This is a genomic window from Lutibacter oricola (genome assembly GCF_900106565.1).
Classification (GTDB): domain Bacteria; phylum Bacteroidota; class Bacteroidia; order Flavobacteriales; family Flavobacteriaceae; genus Lutibacter; species Lutibacter oricola.
Genome location: NZ_FNNJ01000004.1, coordinates 1 through 19,564 on the forward strand (window position 1 = coordinate 1; position 19,564 = coordinate 19,564).

A 19,564-nucleotide genomic window follows, 5' to 3' on the forward strand; every position below is an offset into this window, starting at 1 on the left:
GTAGAGTTTGCAGGAGCAGTCATAGTTAAACTAATAGCAGCTGTGTTAGCACTGTTGTAAGGTAAAATAGCTGTTTCATCATTTTCAAATGAAGAGGCTTCATTTTCAAAATCCAATTCAGCAGCACCACCAACAACTTTAAAGTGAGTTGTTCCAGAAGGAGCAGCAATTCTAACAGTTGGAGCAAAAGCTGCTAAATCAATAGAAACATCTCCTGAAGCTCTTTCGTAAGTTGTCGAGAATGGAGCAAACAATGTAGAACCTAACTTTCCATTTAAGTTAAACTCAAACCCTTCCAAAGCGCTCATATTTCCATCTTGAATGGTTCTTAATCCACGTTCATTCGTTGCATCCGTTTTAACAACTTTTAAAAGGTCGGTTGTTAATCTACTAACCACTCTTTTATCTTTTGCATTCTGCAAAAGAATACGAATTGCATTACGTAGTACTTTACCACCTTTACCTGCTCTTCCAAATTCAGAACCATTTTCACGCGTTCTTTGGAACGCAGGATCATTAGCAATTCTAGATTTGTCTACACCACCTTTTTCGCGAGCTAGGTGTCCATCACTCGTTTTGTAAAAGGAAATTCCACCAATGGTTCCCTTTAATTTAATAATACCGGTTTGTTTAGCCATAATGTTATAAATTTTAAATTCTCAACAAATGAAGCTATCTTTATAAAAGAATTAAAAAACAGGAATCCATTTAATCCATAAACAACTTTTAATACCGAAATAGGGTATAGGTTCAGTTAGGATACTAGTAGGTTAAAGTATAGATAGTGTATGAAAATTGTTAGAACGTGTATATATCCAAAAGACATTCAGTGTATAACTGGACGTAGTGAACGGTATGGACGTAAACTATTAAATACAATGAAACTTCACTTTGGGAAACAAAAGCATCAATTTATTACTTCAGAAGAGTTTGCAGAGTATAGTGGTATTAAACTTGAAATTGTGAATGAATACTTGAGAAAAGTATCATAGACCTTTTTTACATAATTTTAATTTGTATACATATTTCTCTTATTTATATGCAAAAACATATAAATAAAAACTATTTGTATAGATTATACGCTTTTACATATAATTTGCTATATTTGTTAAAAATTATATTTAATTACATATAATGAAGACAATAAAACAGTTTGTAAAGGATCGTAGAAAAGAAGTGAATTTAACTCAGGAAGAGTTTGCGGATAGGGCAGGTGTTGCTTTAACTGTAATTAGAAAAATAGAACAAGGGAAAACAAATTTAAATCTTGAAAAAGTAAATCAAGTTTTAAAAATGTTTGGACATACCTTGGTACCAATAAGTGAAAAAGAACTAAATAGTAAGCTAGATGAGACAAGCTAATATTTTTTATGATGAGGTTTATTGCGGGCTTTTAACCGAAACAAATGATGGTGATTATACCTTTCAGTATGATAGTGATTATGTGAAAAAATATCCAAAGCAATTTATCACATTTACAATGCCAGTTTCAAATACTATATACAGAGATAAAAGACTATTTTCTTTTTTTGAAGGCCTAATACCTGAAGGTTGGTTGTTAAATATTGCTTCCAAAAGTTGGAAAATAAATCGAAATGATAGAATGGGCTTATTATTGGCTTGTTGTAAAAATTGTATTGGAGCTGTAAGTGTTGAACCAAAAATTACAAGTGATGAAGAATAAATGTCTGTATTGCTATAAAGAACTTAAAGGAGAAGAAGACTTTCATTCTAAATGTAGCTTAGCTTTTTTTGGAACTGAAGTACCTCCTAAGTTACTTTATTCATTAGATCAAATGTCTGAATTAGCAAAAAGCGTAATTGAAAGAAGTGTTGCTGTTCCAGGAGTGCAACCCAAATTATCTATGACATTGATTGATGAAGAAAAGGAGAAGTCTGATAAAAGGTTAACAGTTGTTGGAGCATTAGGTGGAAACTATATTTTTAAGCCACCTTCTAAAGATTTTGTTGAAATGCCTGAAAATGAGCATTTAACTATGAGAATGGCTGAATTATGTGGAATTACAGTAGTTCCTTCGTCTTTGATTAAATTAGAATCTGGGGAATTATCCTATATAACTAAAAGGGTTGATAGAAGAGAAGATAGTAGCAAAATACATATGATTGATATGTTTCAGGTTACTGAAGCTTTTGATAAATATAAAGGCTCTATGGAGAAAATAGGGAAAGCTTTAAATGAATATTCAAGTAATACGTTATTAGATAAATTGTTCTTTTTTGAAATAACCATTTTTAGTTTTCTAACAGGGAACAACGATATGCATTTAAAAAACTTCTCAATGATTGAAGGTGCATCTGGTTGGATTTTAGCTCCTGCCTACGATTTATTAAATGTGGCAATTGTAAATCCAAAGGACACTGAAGAATTAGCTTTAACATTAGGTGGAAAAAAGAAAAAATTTACAAAAGAGGTTTTTGTTCAATTTGGAGAAATTCTTGGTTTAACATCAAAACAAATTGATAGTGTTTTTAAGCGATTTCAAAAGAATAAAAAAGGAATGAATGATTTAATTAAAAATTCATTTTTATCAAAAGAAATGCAAATGAACTACATAGAAACATTAGAAGAAAGATATTCAAGATTGTAGATTTTACATAATATTTGATATGATTTGATGTCATTTTTAGAATTGAAAGTCGTATCTTTATTCTTAGACCGAAGGTCAAAATCGATTGAATTAGTGTCAAATACTATGGTAGCTAATCGGTCAACAAAACGAAAAAGGAAAAGGAATCCCCATATTTATAGGGTTTCTATAACAAGGTTCGAATCCTGTCGCGATCACTACAACACTTATCAAACGGTGGTAAAACCTTGTAAATCCTATGATTTACAAGGTTTTGTAGTTTTAGGGCTATCATATAATTTGAGATAAAATGTCAACAAAGCGGTCAACAAAATAATATGTGGTCAACACTGTTGACCAGGTGACCAAAAAACATAGTTGATTTGACTTTCGCCTTGAACAAAGTTTAATATTAAAAAGACGTCAACTATGAAAACTTCAACCATATTTTCAATCCTTATTTGAGGTAACACTATACGTGTAAAAGATAATTTTTATCAGAAGAAGATTTACAAACATTAAAAGGTTAGAACTGGTAAGAGATTTATTTGTTTTAGCTGTTATACAGGTATTGCATATATAGATATAATGCAAATAACATCAAACCATATTTCTAAAGGTATAGTAAGAGAATGTTAAAGCGACTAGATATTGCAGAAAAGCATGTAAAATTATAAAGTAAATATTTTGAATACAATGTATGAATAGAAATATTTGATTATCTAATTTAGAATATAAAGTTTTTAAACTAGTGTTAGCTAATTAGTAAACTAAAGTGTTCTGAAATAAAAAAGTATTTTTACATTTCTTTGAATAAAAATTAGTGAAATTATTATTCAAAAAACAACTAATAAATTTTTTAAATTGTGGATTATATAGAAATAAAAAAACTTACAGTTAATGATTTTATTGAAATTTTAGGTGAAGAGCCTCAATCAGAAGGTCTGTTTGTTTATATTTCTAAAAATAATGAGGAAATTCCATTTACATTTCCATTTAAATCACCCGATTATAGCATACTACAAATTATTAAAGGTACTATAAAATTAAGAATAAACTTAATTACAAAAACCCTTTCAAAAAATGAAACCATATCTATATCTCCTAAAGATGTAATTCAAATTTTGGAAATGAGTACAGCATTACAATTTATAAATATTAATTTTTCAACTGATTTTATTTTGAAAAATTTCTTATCTAAAACAGGTGTTGAAGCTTTTGATTTTTTCACAGTTAATAATACACCAAAACTAAAACTAACCAAAAAGGAAGCAGAAACTTTTCAAACACTTACAAGGTTACTTCGCCGTTTTAACAAGTTAGAAAGCGCTATTTTTAAAAATGAAATTGTAAAAAACACTTTTGGAACTATTATGTATAGTTATGCTGAGTTGTTCAAAAGAAATTACCCTAACCTTAAAGTTGAACTTACGAGGCAAGAAGAACTAGCAGTTAGATTTTGGAATATTTTAGAAGAAAATGTTACAACCGAAAGAACAGTTCAATTTTATGCAGATGCATTATGCATAACCACTGGTCACCTTTCAAAAACCTTAAAACAATTAACGGGTAAAACTGCTTCTCAATTAATTGATGACTCGGTAATTATGGAAGCACGTATATTACTGGAAAGTCCTCAATACACTATAACCCAAATTGCAGAAAAGTTAAATTTTAGTGACCAATCTTTCTTTGGTAAATATTTTAAAAAGCATATTGGTTTATCCCCTTCTGAATATAGAAAAGAGAAAAGAAAGCAATAATTATTGTATTCGGTTTATTAAATAGAATAAAAAAAGTGAATTAGTTTCCAACATAATTAAGAATTGTTTTGTTACTTCATTTTTCTTAGCAATACATAAAAAGACCAAAAAAACAATATCGCTTGTGCTTTATATCCAAATTCTTACATAAAATAACCGATTTAGACCAATTATAGCGTATTTTGAACCTGTTGAGAAATTTAAAATAGATGGAGTTTTGCATCTTAAATTTTAAGATAATACTCAAAGGAAAATGAAAATTACAAATCTATTAGTTATAACAAGTCTTATATTTTTTATCAGTTGTTCTGAAAAAAAGAAAGAAACCAAAGAAAAGAAAATTCACAAAGTTGAAATCACCAAAATAACTTCCAACACTCAAAAAGAAATATTAACTTATAGTGGAACTATTGAAGCTGACAACACGGTTTCTTTAGGTTTTATGACATCTGGAAGAGTCTCGAACATTTTAGTTCAGGAAGGTGTAAAAGTTAGAAAAGGTCAATTATTAGCAAATATTGATGCTACTTCTTATAAAAATGCCTTTGATATTGCCAATGCAGGTTTAGAATTGGCTAACGATAACTTTAACCGTCTAAAACAATTATATGATAAAGGTAGTTTACCAGAGCGTGATTTTATTGCTGTAAAAGTAGCTGTTGCTCAAGCAAACGCTAATAAAAATTTAGCAGCTAAAAACTTAACAGACACTAAATTATACGCACCATTTTCTGGAATGATTACCCAAAAGCTTACTGAAGTCGGAGCAATTGCAGCTCCAGGTGTTCCGGCATTTACCATTATGAAAACTGATAAAGTGTATGCAACAGCATCTATCAGCGAATCAGAAATTTCAAAATTAAAAATTGATTCTGACGCAATGGTTGAAATTCCTTCAATGAAAAAAACTTTTCAAGGAAAAGTAGCCATAATCAATCACAGTGCTGATGCTTTAACACGAACATTTACGGTAAAAATTCGTTTAGACAATTCAGAAAGTCAACTACTTCCAGGAATGATTTCAAACATAAACATTAACACTAACAATATGCAAAACATTATTGCAATTCCAGCAAATACAGTGTTAAGAGATGCTAACAATATTTCGTATGTGTATGTGGTTCAAAATAATACAGCGATTAAAAAACGTGTAACAATCGGAAACTTTACAGGTAACAATGTAATTGTAACTGATGGTTTATCAACTAATGATGTGTTGGTTTCCAAAGGCTATACGAATATTAAAGATGGACAGGAAGTAACTTTCTAAATAGTGTCCTCCTTACTGTCACTCCTGCGAAGGCAGTAGTCCACAAATACTTGTGAATAAAATGGATTCCAGCCTTCGCAGGAATGACAAAAAGACAAATTAAGTAGAATTAAAAAGATACTCGCTGCCGCGAGCATAAAAATGAAAAAACATAAAATAAACTTTATAGAAGCAGCAATGAAAAACCGTCAGGTTACCATTACATTCACTGTTTTAATAATGTTCTTTGGCTTGTATGCTGTTCTTACAATGCCTAGAAGTGAAGATCCTGAAATTGTATTTAATCAAGCATTAATAGTTGCTGCATATCCAGGCGCAGACGAAATACAAGTAGAAGAACAGGTAACCGATAAAATTGAACAGTTTTTATTCAGCTATGAAGAAGTAAGAAAAGCAAATACGTATTCCAGAACTAAGGCAGGGCAAGTTGTTATTACCGTAGAATTAAACGATAATGTAAAAGACAGAGATTTATTTTGGGCAACACTTCAACACGGTTTAAACACCACTTTCAGAATGAATTACAAGTTGCCTTCAACTATGATTGGCCCAATTGTAAATAGTAATTTTGGTGATGTTTCTGCTCAAATGATTACAGTTGCTGCACCAGGAAGAAGTTACGCTGAAATTAAAACCTATTTAGACAAGTTAGAAGATGGAATTAAATTAATTCCTGAAACTTCTAAAATAAATTGTTACGGTGAACAAGAAGAACAGATTTATGTAACACTTAATAACGAAAAATTAAAGCAATATGGTTTTGACATTACAACCATTGCGCAAATAATTAGCACACAAAATTCAACATCGTATTCTGGAAATATCACTTTAAAAGACAATGATGTTTCAGTATTTGCTAAAAACCAATATAAAACGGTTGCTGAAATTGAAAACCAGATTATTTACAGTCATCCAAACGGAAAAGTAGTTCGTTTAAAAGATTTTGCAAAAGTTGAACGCAGATACGAAGAGGAAAATAGCTTTATTCAAGTTGATAATCAGCGTGTAACAATGCTTTCTGTTGAAATGCAACCTGGAAATAATATTGTAAGATTCGGAGAAAAAGTTGAAGAAACTATTGCTAATGTAGAGCAAGATTTACCAAGTGATGTTCAAATAATCACAATAGTAAATCAGCCACAAATGGTAAAAGAAAGTGTGAATAATTTTATGATAGAATTAATCATTGCAATTTTTGCAGTAATCTTTGTAGTAATTATTCTACTACCCTTTAGAGTAGCAATTGTATCGGCATTGGCTTGTCCAATAGCAATTATTATTACTTTCGGAATTTTAAATATGATGGGAATTCAAATCCATCAGGTAACATTAGCAGCTTTAATTATTGCACTTGGAATGATTGTAGACAACGCTATTGTTGTCGTAGATAATTATATTGAAAAATTAGATGAAGGAACTGACCATTGGACTGCTGCATGGCAAGCTGCTACACAGTTAATGATTCCTATCTTTTCAGCAACAACAGCTATTATTTTAGCCTTTGTTCCGCTAGCAATTTTCTTAACAGGTTTGGCTGGAGATTTTATTTTTTCATTACCAATAGCAGTAGCGGTAGCTTTATTTACATCAATGTTAGTTGCTGTTTTTTTAACACCTTATATGTGTTATGTAGTAATAAAAAAAGGATTAAAACATAAGGTAACCGATAGGCCTCCAAAACTTTCAATTTTGGACCGTTTGCAAAAACAATTTAACAACTGGTTAGATTTTAGTTTTAGATGGCCAAAAACCACCTTATTTCTTGGTGCATTATCAATAATCGCGGCTATATTTTTGGCAAGGTCTACCGAGCAAGAATTGTTTCCATTTGCAGAAAGAAATCAGTTTAATCTAGAAGTTTGGCTACCAAACGGAGCTAGTTTAGAGGAAACAGAAAAAGTAGTAAACAAAATTGAAACAAAGATTAAAGATGATGAACGGATTACTAAAATTGCCAGTTTTGTAGGTACAAGTTCGCCTCGTTTTCACGTAACTTATGCTCCTGAAGTTCCTCGAAAAAACTTTGCACAAATATTTGTAACCACTATTAATAAAGAAGCTACTATTGAATTGGCTGAGGAATATATTAAAGAGTTTGAAGGTTTTATTCCAGATGGCTATGTAAGAATTCGACAAATATCTATGAAAAGTGCATTAGCACCTGTTGAAGTTAGAATTGTTGGCGATAATATTCAAGACCAAAAAAGAGTTGCAGAACAAGTTGAAAGCATTCTTGAAAATGCTGAAGGTACCAATTGGGTTCGTACAACCTATCAAGATGATTATTATGGTGTAAAAGTCAATTTGAATGATGCTAAAGCTAACCGAGTTGGTGTAACAAACGAAATGGTAGCGCAAACTCTTGGAGCAGGATTAACTGGTTTTCCAGTTTCAACTTTGTACGAAGGTGATAAGCCAATTGATATTTTATTGCGTTTAGATGCTGAAAACCGTAACAATATTCAGGATATTGGAGAAATTTCTATTTCAACAATGTATGGAACAAAAGTACCTTTAAAAGAAATTGCAGAGATTACACCTGAATGGCATACTGGAGTTATTGCCCGTAGAAATGGATTACGAACGCTAACCGTTCAGTGTGAAGCACAAAAAGGTTTAAAAGCAGCCACTATTTTAAATAATATAGATTCAGAAATTCAGGATTTGAACTTACCAAACGGAATATCTATTCACTATGGTGGAGAGCATGAAAAATCTGAAGAAACGATGCCTCAAATGGCAATGTCATTAATGGTTAGTATAATTTTAATCTTTATGATTTTATTATTCCAATTTAAAAATTTCACAAAAGTAATGATTATCCTAACAACATTCCCTTTGAGTTTGTTAGGTTCATTCCTTGGATTAAAATTAACAGGAAATCCATTTGGTTTTACATCCTTTATGGGAATTGTAAGTTTAATTGGAATTGTGGTTAGAAACGGAATTATTTTGGTTGATTATGCTGATGAACTAGCAATTAAACACAATTATTCATTAAAAGGTGCTGCGAAAGCTGCTGGAAAAAGAAGAATGCGACCTATTTTCTTAACCTCTGCAGCCACAGCTGTTGGTGTATTACCTATGATTGTTGGTAAATCACCACTTTGGGCTCCTTTGGGAAGTGTTTTGGCTGTAGGATTACTAGTTTCAATGGTATTAACCTTATTTATAGTACCTGTTATGTATTTTAAATTTACAAAGAAGGAGTATCCTAAAAAATATCCAAAACCAGAAGACAAAGAAATTTTATACAAACCAAAAGGGCGACTTGAAAAATTAAAAATGAAGTTAGCAAAATTAACTCCTTTATTCTTTATGTTGTTTGTAATTCAATTTGCAAATGCTCAAGAATATAGTTATAGTTTGAATGATGTGAAAGCTTTAGCAAAAGAAAACAATAAACAAATTGTACAAGCACAACATAATTTAGATGCTGCAAAAGCTGCTAAAAAATCGGCTAAAACACTAGATAAACCAACTTTAGACGCTAATGTTTATGGAATTTATATAGATGAAATTCCAATGGATATTATTCCGAATTCCAATATGTATTCCTCATTAGGTGTTACTCAAGTTTTGTATGCTGGAGGAAGAATTAATTCAGGAAAAAAAATGGCTTCTAAAGCTGTGGATATTCAAACATCTCAAAAAGAATTGACAGACAGCGAAGTATTATTAAATGTTGAAACTACGTATTGGCAGTTAGTAAACATAAAAGGTCAAGTTGAATTGGCTAAAAAATATCAGAGTTTATTGAATGAATTGTTGACAGATTTAACCAATTTATACGAAGCTGGAATTATTTATAAAAACGATTTATTAGAAGTTCAAGTAGAAGCAAATCAAGCTGAATTGAACCTGACAACAGCCAATGATGCCTTCAAAATTTTAAAATTGAGTTTAGCGCAACAAACTGGATTAAAAACAATTGCTTTTGATGTTGAAGATTCTATTGATGAAGCTTCACTTTTAGTTGAAGAAAAACTGTTGGAAAGTGCAGTTAACAATCGTCCAGAAATTACAATGCTTGAAAATGCTGTTGAAATTGGTGACTTACAAACCGATTTATTAAAAGCAGAACGCAAACCTACATTAGGTGTTAATTTATCAGGTACATATATGTATGGCGACAATTTGAATGCGGCCAGTGCTGAAGACCATTTAACCAATTTTGTAGGAATAGCAAGTTTAAGCATTCCCATTTTTGATTGGGGCGGACGCAAGCAAAAAGTAAAAGAACAGCAATACAAAGTAGAAGCTCAAAAAGCGCAATTGGAAGAAACCAAAGAGTTGGTAGCAATTGAAATTCAGAATGCATATTTGGAGTTAAATCAAGCTGTAAAACGTGTTGAAATCGCTCAAAAATCGTTAGAGCAAGCGGATGAGAACCTAAAACTACATCAAGATAGATTTGATGCAGGCACTGTAAAAGGTAGTGATGTGTTAGAAGCACAAGTACTTTGGCAACAAGCAAATGCTAATTTAATTGATGCTAAAGGAAATTACCATATTAAGAAAGCTACTTATTTAAAAACAATTGGAGAACTTAAATAATTTGGATAATGACTACCGATAAAAAAAAATTAATTTTAGAAACGGCTTCTCAATTGTTTTTGAGTTATGGCATTCAACATTTGACAATGGATGATATTGCAAATGATTGTGGTATTTCAAAAAAAACAATCTATAAACATTTTCAAAATAAATCAGATTTAATTTTACAAATTATAGAAATTAAAATAACTACTTTTAGTGAAAATTTATCAGAGTTAAATTCGGTTTCTGAAAATGCAGTAAATGAACTATACTGTTTTTTCAATATTATAAATGATTTAGTTCGTTCGTTTTCACCAACCGTATTAAAAGATTTAAGGAAATTCCATTTAACTTTCTATTTGAAATACGAACAACTAAAAACAGATATTATCTTGCCTTTCCTTATAGCTAATATTAAAAAAGGAATACAAGAAAACTTGTATAAGAGTGATTTAAATATTGAAGAAACAACTCATTCAATTTTAAACATTTTAAACGTTTGGTTTAAAGAAGATTTTATTGCAGATAAAGCGTCTTTTAAATCCCTAGAGTTTTTACAAAACATATTACTCCACAGATTAATTACTTTAAAAGGTCTTAAGAAATTAAGCAAAGTAACTCAAAATTAATACAACCTGTTTATTATGCCAGTTATTAGATTTTCTATTAACTGGCATTTTAACAACACCAGATTATAATAATTACATTTGAGAATAGGTAAATTAGCTAGTTATTAGATAAATTCAATTTGTAATTAGGTATTTTTTTGCCAGTGATTTTGTGTATTCTACAATAAATTTACCGTTACATACATTTTCTAAACTTAAAGAAACAAATAATCTTAATTAATAAAGCATTTTTACATTGTAGAAATTGTTTGTGTTTTTTGAGTAAAGAAAAAATAGAATTATTTATAACCTAGTAGAATATCTAATGAATTTAAAAAAAGCATTTTTAGTAGTACTTGTCGTTTTTGGAGTAATCCCTTTTGTAGCTTGTAAAGAACAAGAAAAAAAGCAAGTTGAAGTAGTTGAAAAAACTGAAAAACCAAATATAGTTTTATTATTTGTAGATGATTGGGGTTGGGCAGATGTTGGTTATAGAAATTCGCTGTTTGAAACTCCAAATATTGATAAACTAAAAAGTGATGGTATAGATTTTACCAGAGCTTATATTCCAACACCAACTTGTAGCCCAAGTAGAGCTGCCATTTTAACTGGTAAAGAATCAATTCGAATGGAAATGCCTCGCCATATTTCAGGAAATCCAGAAGAGGAAAAATACAACTTTTGGCCAAAAGATCCAGTGCAAATGCCTTCTATAAATTATTTGCCTTTGGAAGAGATTACTTACGCTGAAAGACTGAAAGAATTTGGTTACTACAATGCATTTATTGGTAAGTGGCATTTAGGTCATGAAGCTCATTATCCAGATCAACAAGGCTTTGATGAAGTATATGGTACTACAAATTCTGGACATCCAAAAAATTATTATTTCCCATTCTTCAAACCTAAAGATGATCCAAAAGGTTTCTTAAAATCTGGTGTAAAAGAAGGAGATTATTTAACAGAGGTTTTAACGGAAAACGCTACTCATTTTATCAAAAACTACGATAAAAAAGAGCCATTTATGCTTTCTTTTTGGTATTACACGGTTCACGGACCTTCAATAGCTAAAAAAGACTTGCTAAAAAAATACCAAGATAAAGGTATGGAAGGTAAATATGCGCATCACGGAGCAATGGTTGAAGCGCTAGATAATTCTGTTGGGAAAGTTAGAAAGGCGCTAGAAGAAAAAGGAATTGCAGATAATACGGTAATTATTTTAATATCAGATCAAGGAGGAGCTTATTCAAATTTACCATTAAGTGGAGGTAAAAAAGGTGGTAATACTTTGGGTGAAGGTGGAGCCCGTGTTCCATTTATGATGGTAATTCCTGGTGTTACAAAAGCAGGAACAGAAACAAGTATTCCAGTACAGTCATTAGATTTATACCCAACGTTAATTGAAATTGCCTCAGGTAAAAAATGTGAAGATAATTGGATTCAGGGTAAAAGTTTGTTGCCAATTGTTAAAGAACAAAAGTTTGATGATAGAAAATTGTATTTCTTCAGAAGTTATGAAGATCAATATGCTGCTGTTATTGAAGGTGATTGGAAATTAGTAAAATATCACAGTGGTAAATTCCAATTGTTTAATGTTGCTAAAGATATAAGTGAGAAAAACGATTTAATTGGTACAGGTTTAGAAATTGAAAAAACATTAAAAGAAGCAATTGTTACTTGGGAAAAAGAAGCAGTGCCTGTTTATAAAAAATAAAGTATACATTATGAAAGTATTTCAGCAGAATTTATTTTTAGTATTATTTTTACTTTTAGTTTTAAGTGTTAATTCGCAAACATTGCCTGTTGATAATACTTTTTTTAATCCAACCTATGGTTTAGGTACAGCAACAATATCTGAATCTGCTGGAACAGGAGATGATACACAGTTATTTCAAAATGCTATTGATGCAGTAAACACTGCTGGTGGAGGAAAAGTAACTGTAAATCCAGGAACTTATAGGATTTTAGAAGTAGATTTAAAATCTAATGTTCATTTAGAAATTAATTCAGGTGTTACAATTCTTCCAATTAATGCTTTAGTAGGATCAAATAACACACTGTTTAATGCAGATTTAAATGCTGGAGTTGAAAATTTCAGTATAATTGGTGTTGGAGGTAAGTTTAATGTTGATATGAGTAGTCTTGCCACAACAATTCGTATTAGAGTTGTTGGCTTTGGATTTTGTAGTAATTTCAAAGTTTCTAATTTTCATATAATTGATGGAGTAACAGAGTTTTCTTCGCTGGCTTTTGGTGGTAATTTTGTTAAAACAACTATAGACGGAAATAAAAGAATTACTTCAGTTAGAGGTATTCCAAATCAAGGAATAATTGAAAATATTTCGATGGTTAACGGGCATTATGGTTATGGATTGGTACAAGTTCAAGGAGGAAAAAATATATTGTTTAGAAATTTAGATTGTACCGGTGGAGTAGCACTAAGATTAGAAACAGGTTACGATTTAATTCAATACACCGAAGCTTACGATTTTAACCTTATAAAATTGGAAAATATTTGGGGTAGAAATATAGAATGCACCAATGGACAAAGTGCATTGCAATTATCTCCGCATACATTAGATCAAGGTTATTTTAATGTTGAAGGTGTTATAGGAAATAGTTGTGAAGCTGCGGTTGTTTGGTCGTCTGGGTTTACTACAGACGATCAAGAAGCAAATGGTTTAACTCCAGGATCTTTCGATAGTACATCAAAAATTAGAAATGTTACTTCAACGTTTGGGCAAAATGCACAGCTTCATCATGTAAAAAGATTAAGATACATTCCTTGTGCTTTAAGAGTGGAACGTGTAGGAGGAATTGGTGTTTCAACAACATTAAATGTTGATGGAGAAAGTAGAATGGGACCAGCAATTGGTTCAGTAATAAGGCAAGCCGATACTCCGGGAGATTATAATTTAGATTTTCCTATTTCTGAAGTTACAGCAACAGGTTATAATATTGATGCTTATTATTTACCTCCAAAAGCATTTATTATTGATAGTTATGATGATTATGAGGTTTGTAATGAAACTATTGATGGTATTAATTTTTGGATTGCTAGTGATTATAGAAACACACCAAACCCAAGAAACCCTTTAGAAAATGGAAGCTTATCTATAAGCGATTTTAATAATTCAGAATTTAAAGTTTATCCTAATCCTTCAAATGGAATTTTAACAATTAATCTTTTAAATCCTTCAGAAGAGAGAGAAGTTAAAATAGTTAATTTATTAGGGAAAGTAGTAGCAAATTATAGCGTAAGAGAAAAACAAGAACTTAATTTAAGTCACTTAACAAAAGGTATTTACTTTTTACATGTTGAAAATGAAATTAGTAAAAAAATAGTACTTTATTAAACATAGAAATTTAGTAGAAATAATTATATAATGAGAATAATAAAGGTATTACAAATTGCAGTTATCCTATTTGCGTTGGGTTCTTGTAATGAAGTAAAAAAGGAAACAAGTGAAGTGAAAACTTCAAAAAAAGCTAAAAAATTAGACAAGCCAAATATCATTTTTTTATTAGCAGATGATATGGGTTATGGAGAGTTAGGTTCGTATGGACAAAAAACTATAAAAACTCCATTTTTAGATGATTTAGCAAGCAAAGGTTTACGTTTTACAGATTTTTATGCAGGTACTTCGGTTTGTTCGCCTTCGCGTGCGGTTTTAATGACGGGTAAACACACAGGTCATTTAAGTATTCGTGGAAATAAAGGAGATATAGATAACAAATGGGATCGTGTTCCTTTAAAAAAATCAGAAATTATTATTCCTGAATTATTGAAAAAAGCAGGGTATCAATCGGCAATGATTGGAAAATGGCATTTAGGTGTTCCAGAAGATGTGAGTACTTGGGCAAAAGGACGTGGTTTTGATTATGCCGTTCAAGAACAATGGGGAGAAGATAAAAATGGAAAAGAAATAGATGAACGTGTACATTGGGTAAACAATAATCAAGATTCTATTTTCTATAATTACAATAATTATAAGTGTTTAGATGAATTTAGAACCAATTTTGCATTGGATTATTTAGATGAAAAGGATGAAGACAAACCTTTCTTTTTGTATATGTCGTATAGAATTCCACACGCACACGAGTATTTTTTAAGCAAGAATAACTTATACGAAGATAAAATTCAAGAATGGCCAGAAATTGAACGCCGTCACGCTGCTAGAATTACAATGCTAGATACGCAAATTAAGCGATTGTTTGATAAGCTTGAAGAAAGAGGAGAGCTAGAAAACACCTTAATTATTTATTCTAGTGATAACGGACCAACAAACGAAAATCACCATAGTTATAAGTTTTTCAATAGCTCAGGAAGTTTAAAAGGGTTTAAAAGAGATGTGTATGAAGGTGGAGTAAGAGTACCAATGATTGCATATTGGAAAAATATAATTAAGCCAGGAGTTTCTAATCATCCTTCTACTTTTTACGATATAATGCCAACTTTTGCTGAAGTTGCAGGTATTGAAGCTCCAAAAAATATTGATGGAATTTCAATTTTACCTGAACTTTTAGGGAAAGAGCAAAAAAAGCATGACCATTTATATTGGGAAATTCAAGAAGGTAGAAGTGTAAAAGGTTTCCGTCAAGCTACACGTTTTGGAAAATGGAAAGCTGTTAGATATGGAAATAATTATCATACTGAAATTTACGATTTAGAAAAGGATTTATACGAACAAAATGATATTTCGGCTAAGTATCCAGAAATTGTAAAAAAAGCAAACGAAATTTTAAAGAAACAAAGTGTTAAAGATCCTCACTGGCCAAATTCTGGTGGAGTGTTCAAAAAATAATAAAAATGAAAAATAATGTATTAGCATACTCATTGCTTGTTGTCTTAGCAGTTAGCGCATTTAGTTGTAAATCTCAAGAAAAGGAAAAAGTTGAAGCTAAAAAACCAAATATAATTTGGATAATGGCTGAAGATATGAGTACCGATTTAGAGTGCTATGGAATGCCAGCAGTAAAAACACCAAACCTTAATAAAATGGCTGCTGAAGGAGTTCTTTTTGAAAATTGTTTTGTTACCAATTCAATTTGTTCTCCAAGTCGTTCAGCAATGATGATTGGTACACACCAAGTAAAAACGAACTCTCATAACCACAGAAGTAACAGAAATGTTCCACTAGATGAGCAATTTACTCCGTTTACTCAAAAATTAAGAGAAGCTGGTTATACTACCATTTTAGGGAACCATTCAGTAATGAAAAAGGGGCGGAAAATTGATGTAAACTTTAAGCACGAACCTTTAGGTGAATGGGATGGAAAAACAAAATTTGGATTATTTGATAAATACGATACTATTGAAAAAGCAGATGAGCCATTTTTTGCTCAAATTCAATTGGTGGTAACACATAGAGGTGAATGGTGGGATGACGTTAGAGAGAAATCTACACATTCAGTTGATCCAAACAAAGTTGAGTTGCCAGAATATTACGCCGATCATCCAGCAATTAGATTGGATTGGGCCAAGTATTTAGATCAGGTGGAGTATATGGACAATGAAGTTGGAATGATTTTTAAAGAATTAGAAGATAAAGGTGTTGCAGATAATACCATTGTTATTTTTATTGGAGATAACGGTCGTTGTAACATAAAAGGTAAAGGTTATTTGCACGATCCTGGGTTGAGAATTCCATACATTATTCACTATCCAAAAGGGTTAAAAGGTGGTCAAGTTAGAAATGATGTAGTTAGTTCAACAGATATTACGGCTACTATTTTAGATTTTGCAGGTGTTGAGATTCCTGAATATATGACAGGAAAACCAATGTTTGCAGAAAATTTTAAAAGAGAATATGTGTATGCTGCTCGTGATTTATGGGATGAAATTCCAGAAAAAATGAGAGCAATTACTTCTAACGAATGGAAATATATTAGAAACGATAAGCCAGAAATTCCTTTTGATGCGGGTCAGGCGTATTTAGAATTTTATCGTCCAGCAGTTCATGTAATGAGAACGCTTAAAAAAGAAGGTAAACTAACTAAAAACCAACAATTCTTTTTTGAAGATTCTAAACCTTCAGAAGAATTATACAATTTAAAAAACGATCCTCTTGAATTGGTGAATTTAGCAAATGATCCAGAGTATGCTGCTGTATTGAAAGATTTAAGAGCAAAAACTGTTGGGTTTGATAATGATTTCAAACCTGTTAGTGATATTTATGAGCCAACATCAGTTCAAAAAACAGTTGATTTGGTACAATGGATTAAGGATGAACACCCAGAAGTTCGTAAACAAATGGAAGTAGGTGTAGAAGTTGGGTTTAAAAAATGGGGAAAAGAATTTAAGAAATTTCAAAAGTTAAAAAAGTAGAAAATATGATAACATCAAATTTAAAAAGGATATTGAAAGTAGCTGCATTAGCTTGTTTTGTATTGTTGTTAAATGCTTGTGAAGAAGGTGAAGTAGGTAAGGTTAAAATTAGTTCAGATTGGAAGTTTAAATTATTGGATGAGTCATCAAATTCAGAAGATAAGTTTCACAAAATAGATTTTGACGATTCTAATTGGAATTCTGTTAGTTTACCACACACTGCAAATATTGAACCTTTAACAGTAAATGATCAATGGCAAGGAATCTGCTGGTACCGTAAATCAATAGAAGTTCCAAAAGCAAATGCCGATAAAAAAATAATATTGGAGTTTGAAGCCGCTATGAATTATTCTGAAGTATGGATAAATGGTCTACAGGTTTCAAAACATAACGGAGGTTATTTACCTGTAGTTATTGATGCTACAAAGTATTTAAGAGCTGGAGAAAATAACCTAATAGCTGTTAGATTAAATAATACAGATAATAAAGTTACAGGGCCAAAACCATTAAAAAGATTAGATTTTAATATGTATGGTGGTTTGTACAGAAATGCTTGGATTACTTATAAAGAAAAAGTTCATATTTCGCATCCTATTTTAGCAAATAAAGTAGCTGGAGGTGGTGTTTTTGTTACTTTCCCTGAGGTTTCAGCAAAAGAATCTAAGGTTAATATTAAAACAAATATTGTTAACGAAACAAGTAATACAAAATCTGTTGAGGTTGTAAATTCAATATTTTTTAATGGAGCAATAGTTCAAGAAATAAAATCTTCAGCAATAACAATTGAACCAGGTAAAGATGTAGATTTTACTGAGGTATTTGTAGTTTCTAACGCAAAGTTGTGGTCTCCTAAAAACCCTAATTTATACAATTTAGAAACAGTTGTATTGGTTGATGGTAAACCTACTGATATTGAGTCAAACCGATTTGGAATTAGAGAGTTTACGTTTAAAAATAACGACTTATATATTAATGGCGAAAAAACGTTCTTACGTGGTGTAAATCGTCATCAAGAGTATCCTTATGTTGGATATGCTTTATCTGATAATGCGCAATACAGAGATGCTAAAAAAATAAAAGATGGTGGGTTTAACTATATAAGATTGTCGCATTATCCACATTCACCTGCATTTATGGATGCGTGTGATGAGTTAGGTTTAGTGGTGATTGATGCAATTATGGGATGGCAATATTATGGAGATTCAGATGCTTTTAGAAACTACTGTTACCGTTCAGCAACTGAATTAATTAGAAGAGATAGAAACAGACCTTCAGTTTTAGCTTGGGAAGTTTCGTTAAACGAAACAAAAATGCCTATCTTTTTTATGGAAGAATTAAATAAAATTGTTCACCAAGAATATCCTGGAGAAAATGTGTATTCTTGTGGTTGGATGAACGATGTGTATGATATTTATTTACAAGCACGCCAGCATAGAATATTGCATCCAGATGATAATGATGGAACAAAACCATACTCGGTTTCTGAATACGGAGATTGGGAATATCATTCTAAAAATGCAGGATTAAATCAAGATAAGTTACCAAATGATTTAAGAGCAGAATTAAGTAGTCGTCAGGCTAGAGGTTTTGGAGAAGAAAGACTATTAAATCAAGCATATAATTTACAAGAATCGCATAACGAAAATTTAGGAATAGTTGCTTATTCAGATAGTTATTGGGTAATGTATGATTACAATCGTGGTTATCATGATGATATTGAATATTCTGGAATTATGGATATTTTTAGATTACCAAAATTTGGATATTATTTTTATCAAAGTCAACGTGATGTTGAAGATGGAACGGTTTTAAAATTGGCAACTTATTGGAATGAAAAATCACCAACCAATGTAAAAGTATTTTCAAACTGTGATGAGGTTAAATTATTTTTGAATGATAAATTAATTGCAACTCAAAAACCAGATTCAGATAAAAACTCTACAAATTTAAGTCATCCACCATTTACGTTTAAAATTCCATCTTTTGAAGCTGGAGAGTTAAAGGCTGTAGGTATTATTAACGGAAAAGAAGTTATAGAAGATGTTGTAAAAACACCTAAAAAAGCAACTAAATTAAAAGTTTGGTTAGATGAAAGTGGAAAAACTGCTGAAGCAGGGGTAAACGATGTACTATTCCTGTATATAGCTGCTGTTGATGATAATGGAACTATAATTCCAGATTTTTCTGATGAAATTGAGTTGAATTTTGGAGGAAATGTAGAAGTTATGAATGTTGAAAAAATTAAAGCTGAAGCTGGTATTGCAACTGCTTTAGTTAGAGTTGGAGAATCTTCAGGTAAAGTAAGTGTCTCAGCTACATCAAAAGAATTAAAAGGGAATTTTAACTTTAACGTTCAATAGAATAAAAGTTAAATTTTGAAAAAATACATTTTAATATTAATCTCATTAGTTTGTTTGAATACTATTCATTCTCAATCTAATGAGATTTTTTTTGCAAAAAGTTCATTCCTT

14 protein-coding genes are annotated in these 19,564 nt (G+C 30.9%); 13 read left to right on the forward strand and 1 reads right to left on the reverse strand.

What is annotated here, in order from left to right:
- Positions 1–638, reverse strand: a 638-nt coding sequence (locus BLU40_RS09345) for a hypothetical protein (RefSeq protein ID WP_090122728.1), incomplete at its 3' end; no start/stop codon positions are given.
- Positions 639–788: 150 nt separating this feature from the next.
- Here BLU40_RS09345 and BLU40_RS09350 point away from each other — a divergent pair.
- The 13 genes from BLU40_RS09350 to BLU40_RS09410 all read left to right on the forward strand — a co-directional run bounded on the left by BLU40_RS09350 (position 789) and on the right by BLU40_RS09410 (position 19,453).
- A complete protein-coding gene (locus tag BLU40_RS09350; protein WP_090122730.1) occupies positions 789–992 on the forward strand; it encodes a hypothetical protein in 204 nt (67 codons plus the stop codon).
- 142 nt (positions 993–1,134) lie between these two features.
- Complete coding sequence (locus BLU40_RS09355) at positions 1,135–1,362, forward strand: type II toxin-antitoxin system Y4mF family antitoxin (protein WP_090122731.1); 228 nt, start codon at positions 1,135–1,137, stop codon at positions 1,360–1,362.
- The gene (locus tag BLU40_RS09360; RefSeq protein WP_090122733.1) at positions 1,349–1,684 is read left to right on the forward strand and encodes a HipA N-terminal domain-containing protein; all 336 of its coding nucleotides are present in this window, start codon (positions 1,349–1,351) and stop codon (positions 1,682–1,684) included. Before BLU40_RS09355 ends, BLU40_RS09360 begins: the two co-directional genes overlap by 14 nt.
- The gene (locus tag BLU40_RS09365; RefSeq protein WP_090122735.1) at positions 1,674–2,609 is read left to right on the forward strand and encodes a HipA domain-containing protein; all 936 of its coding nucleotides are present in this window, start codon (positions 1,674–1,676) and stop codon (positions 2,607–2,609) included. The genes BLU40_RS09360 and BLU40_RS09365 overlap by 11 nt, the downstream gene beginning before the upstream one ends.
- Positions 2,610–3,454: 845 nt before the next feature.
- The gene (locus BLU40_RS09370; protein ID WP_090122737.1) at positions 3,455–4,351 is read left to right on the forward strand and encodes a helix-turn-helix domain-containing protein; all 897 of its coding nucleotides are present in this window, start codon (positions 3,455–3,457) and stop codon (positions 4,349–4,351) included.
- Between the two features lie 253 nt (positions 4,352–4,604).
- Entirely contained in the window at positions 4,605–5,621 is a 1,017-nt protein-coding gene (locus BLU40_RS09375) for an efflux RND transporter periplasmic adaptor subunit (RefSeq protein WP_090122739.1), read from the forward strand.
- A gap of 141 nt (positions 5,622–5,762) precedes the next feature.
- Entirely contained in the window at positions 5,763–10,178 is a 4,416-nt protein-coding gene (locus BLU40_RS09380; RefSeq protein WP_090122741.1) for an efflux RND transporter permease subunit, read from the forward strand.
- 8 nt (positions 10,179–10,186) lie between these two features.
- A complete protein-coding gene (locus tag BLU40_RS09385) occupies positions 10,187–10,789 on the forward strand; it encodes a TetR/AcrR family transcriptional regulator (RefSeq protein ID WP_090122743.1) in 603 nt (200 codons plus the stop codon).
- Positions 10,790–11,093: 304 nt separating this feature from the next.
- Positions 11,094–12,479, forward strand: coding sequence for a sulfatase (locus BLU40_RS09390; protein ID WP_090122745.1), 1,386 nt, complete (start codon positions 11,094–11,096; stop codon positions 12,477–12,479).
- Positions 12,480–12,489: 10 nt separating this feature from the next.
- Positions 12,490–14,121 carry a T9SS type A sorting domain-containing protein gene (locus BLU40_RS09395; protein WP_090122747.1) on the forward strand — a complete coding sequence of 544 codons (1,632 nt, stop codon included), beginning with the start codon at positions 12,490–12,492 and terminating at the stop codon, positions 14,119–14,121.
- 30 nt (positions 14,122–14,151) lie between these two features.
- Positions 14,152–15,570, forward strand: a complete 1,419-nt coding sequence (locus BLU40_RS09400; protein WP_090122749.1) for an arylsulfatase — start codon at positions 14,152–14,154, stop codon at positions 15,568–15,570.
- A gap of 5 nt (positions 15,571–15,575) precedes the next feature.
- The gene (locus BLU40_RS09405) at positions 15,576–17,093 is read left to right on the forward strand and encodes a sulfatase family protein (protein WP_090122751.1); all 1,518 of its coding nucleotides are present in this window, start codon (positions 15,576–15,578) and stop codon (positions 17,091–17,093) included.
- Between the two features lie 5 nt (positions 17,094–17,098).
- On the forward strand, positions 17,099–19,453 hold the full coding sequence (locus BLU40_RS09410) for a glycoside hydrolase family 2 TIM barrel-domain containing protein (protein WP_090122753.1): 2,355 nt from the start codon (positions 17,099–17,101) through the stop codon (positions 19,451–19,453).
- The last annotated feature ends 111 nt before the right edge of the window (positions 19,454–19,564 follow it).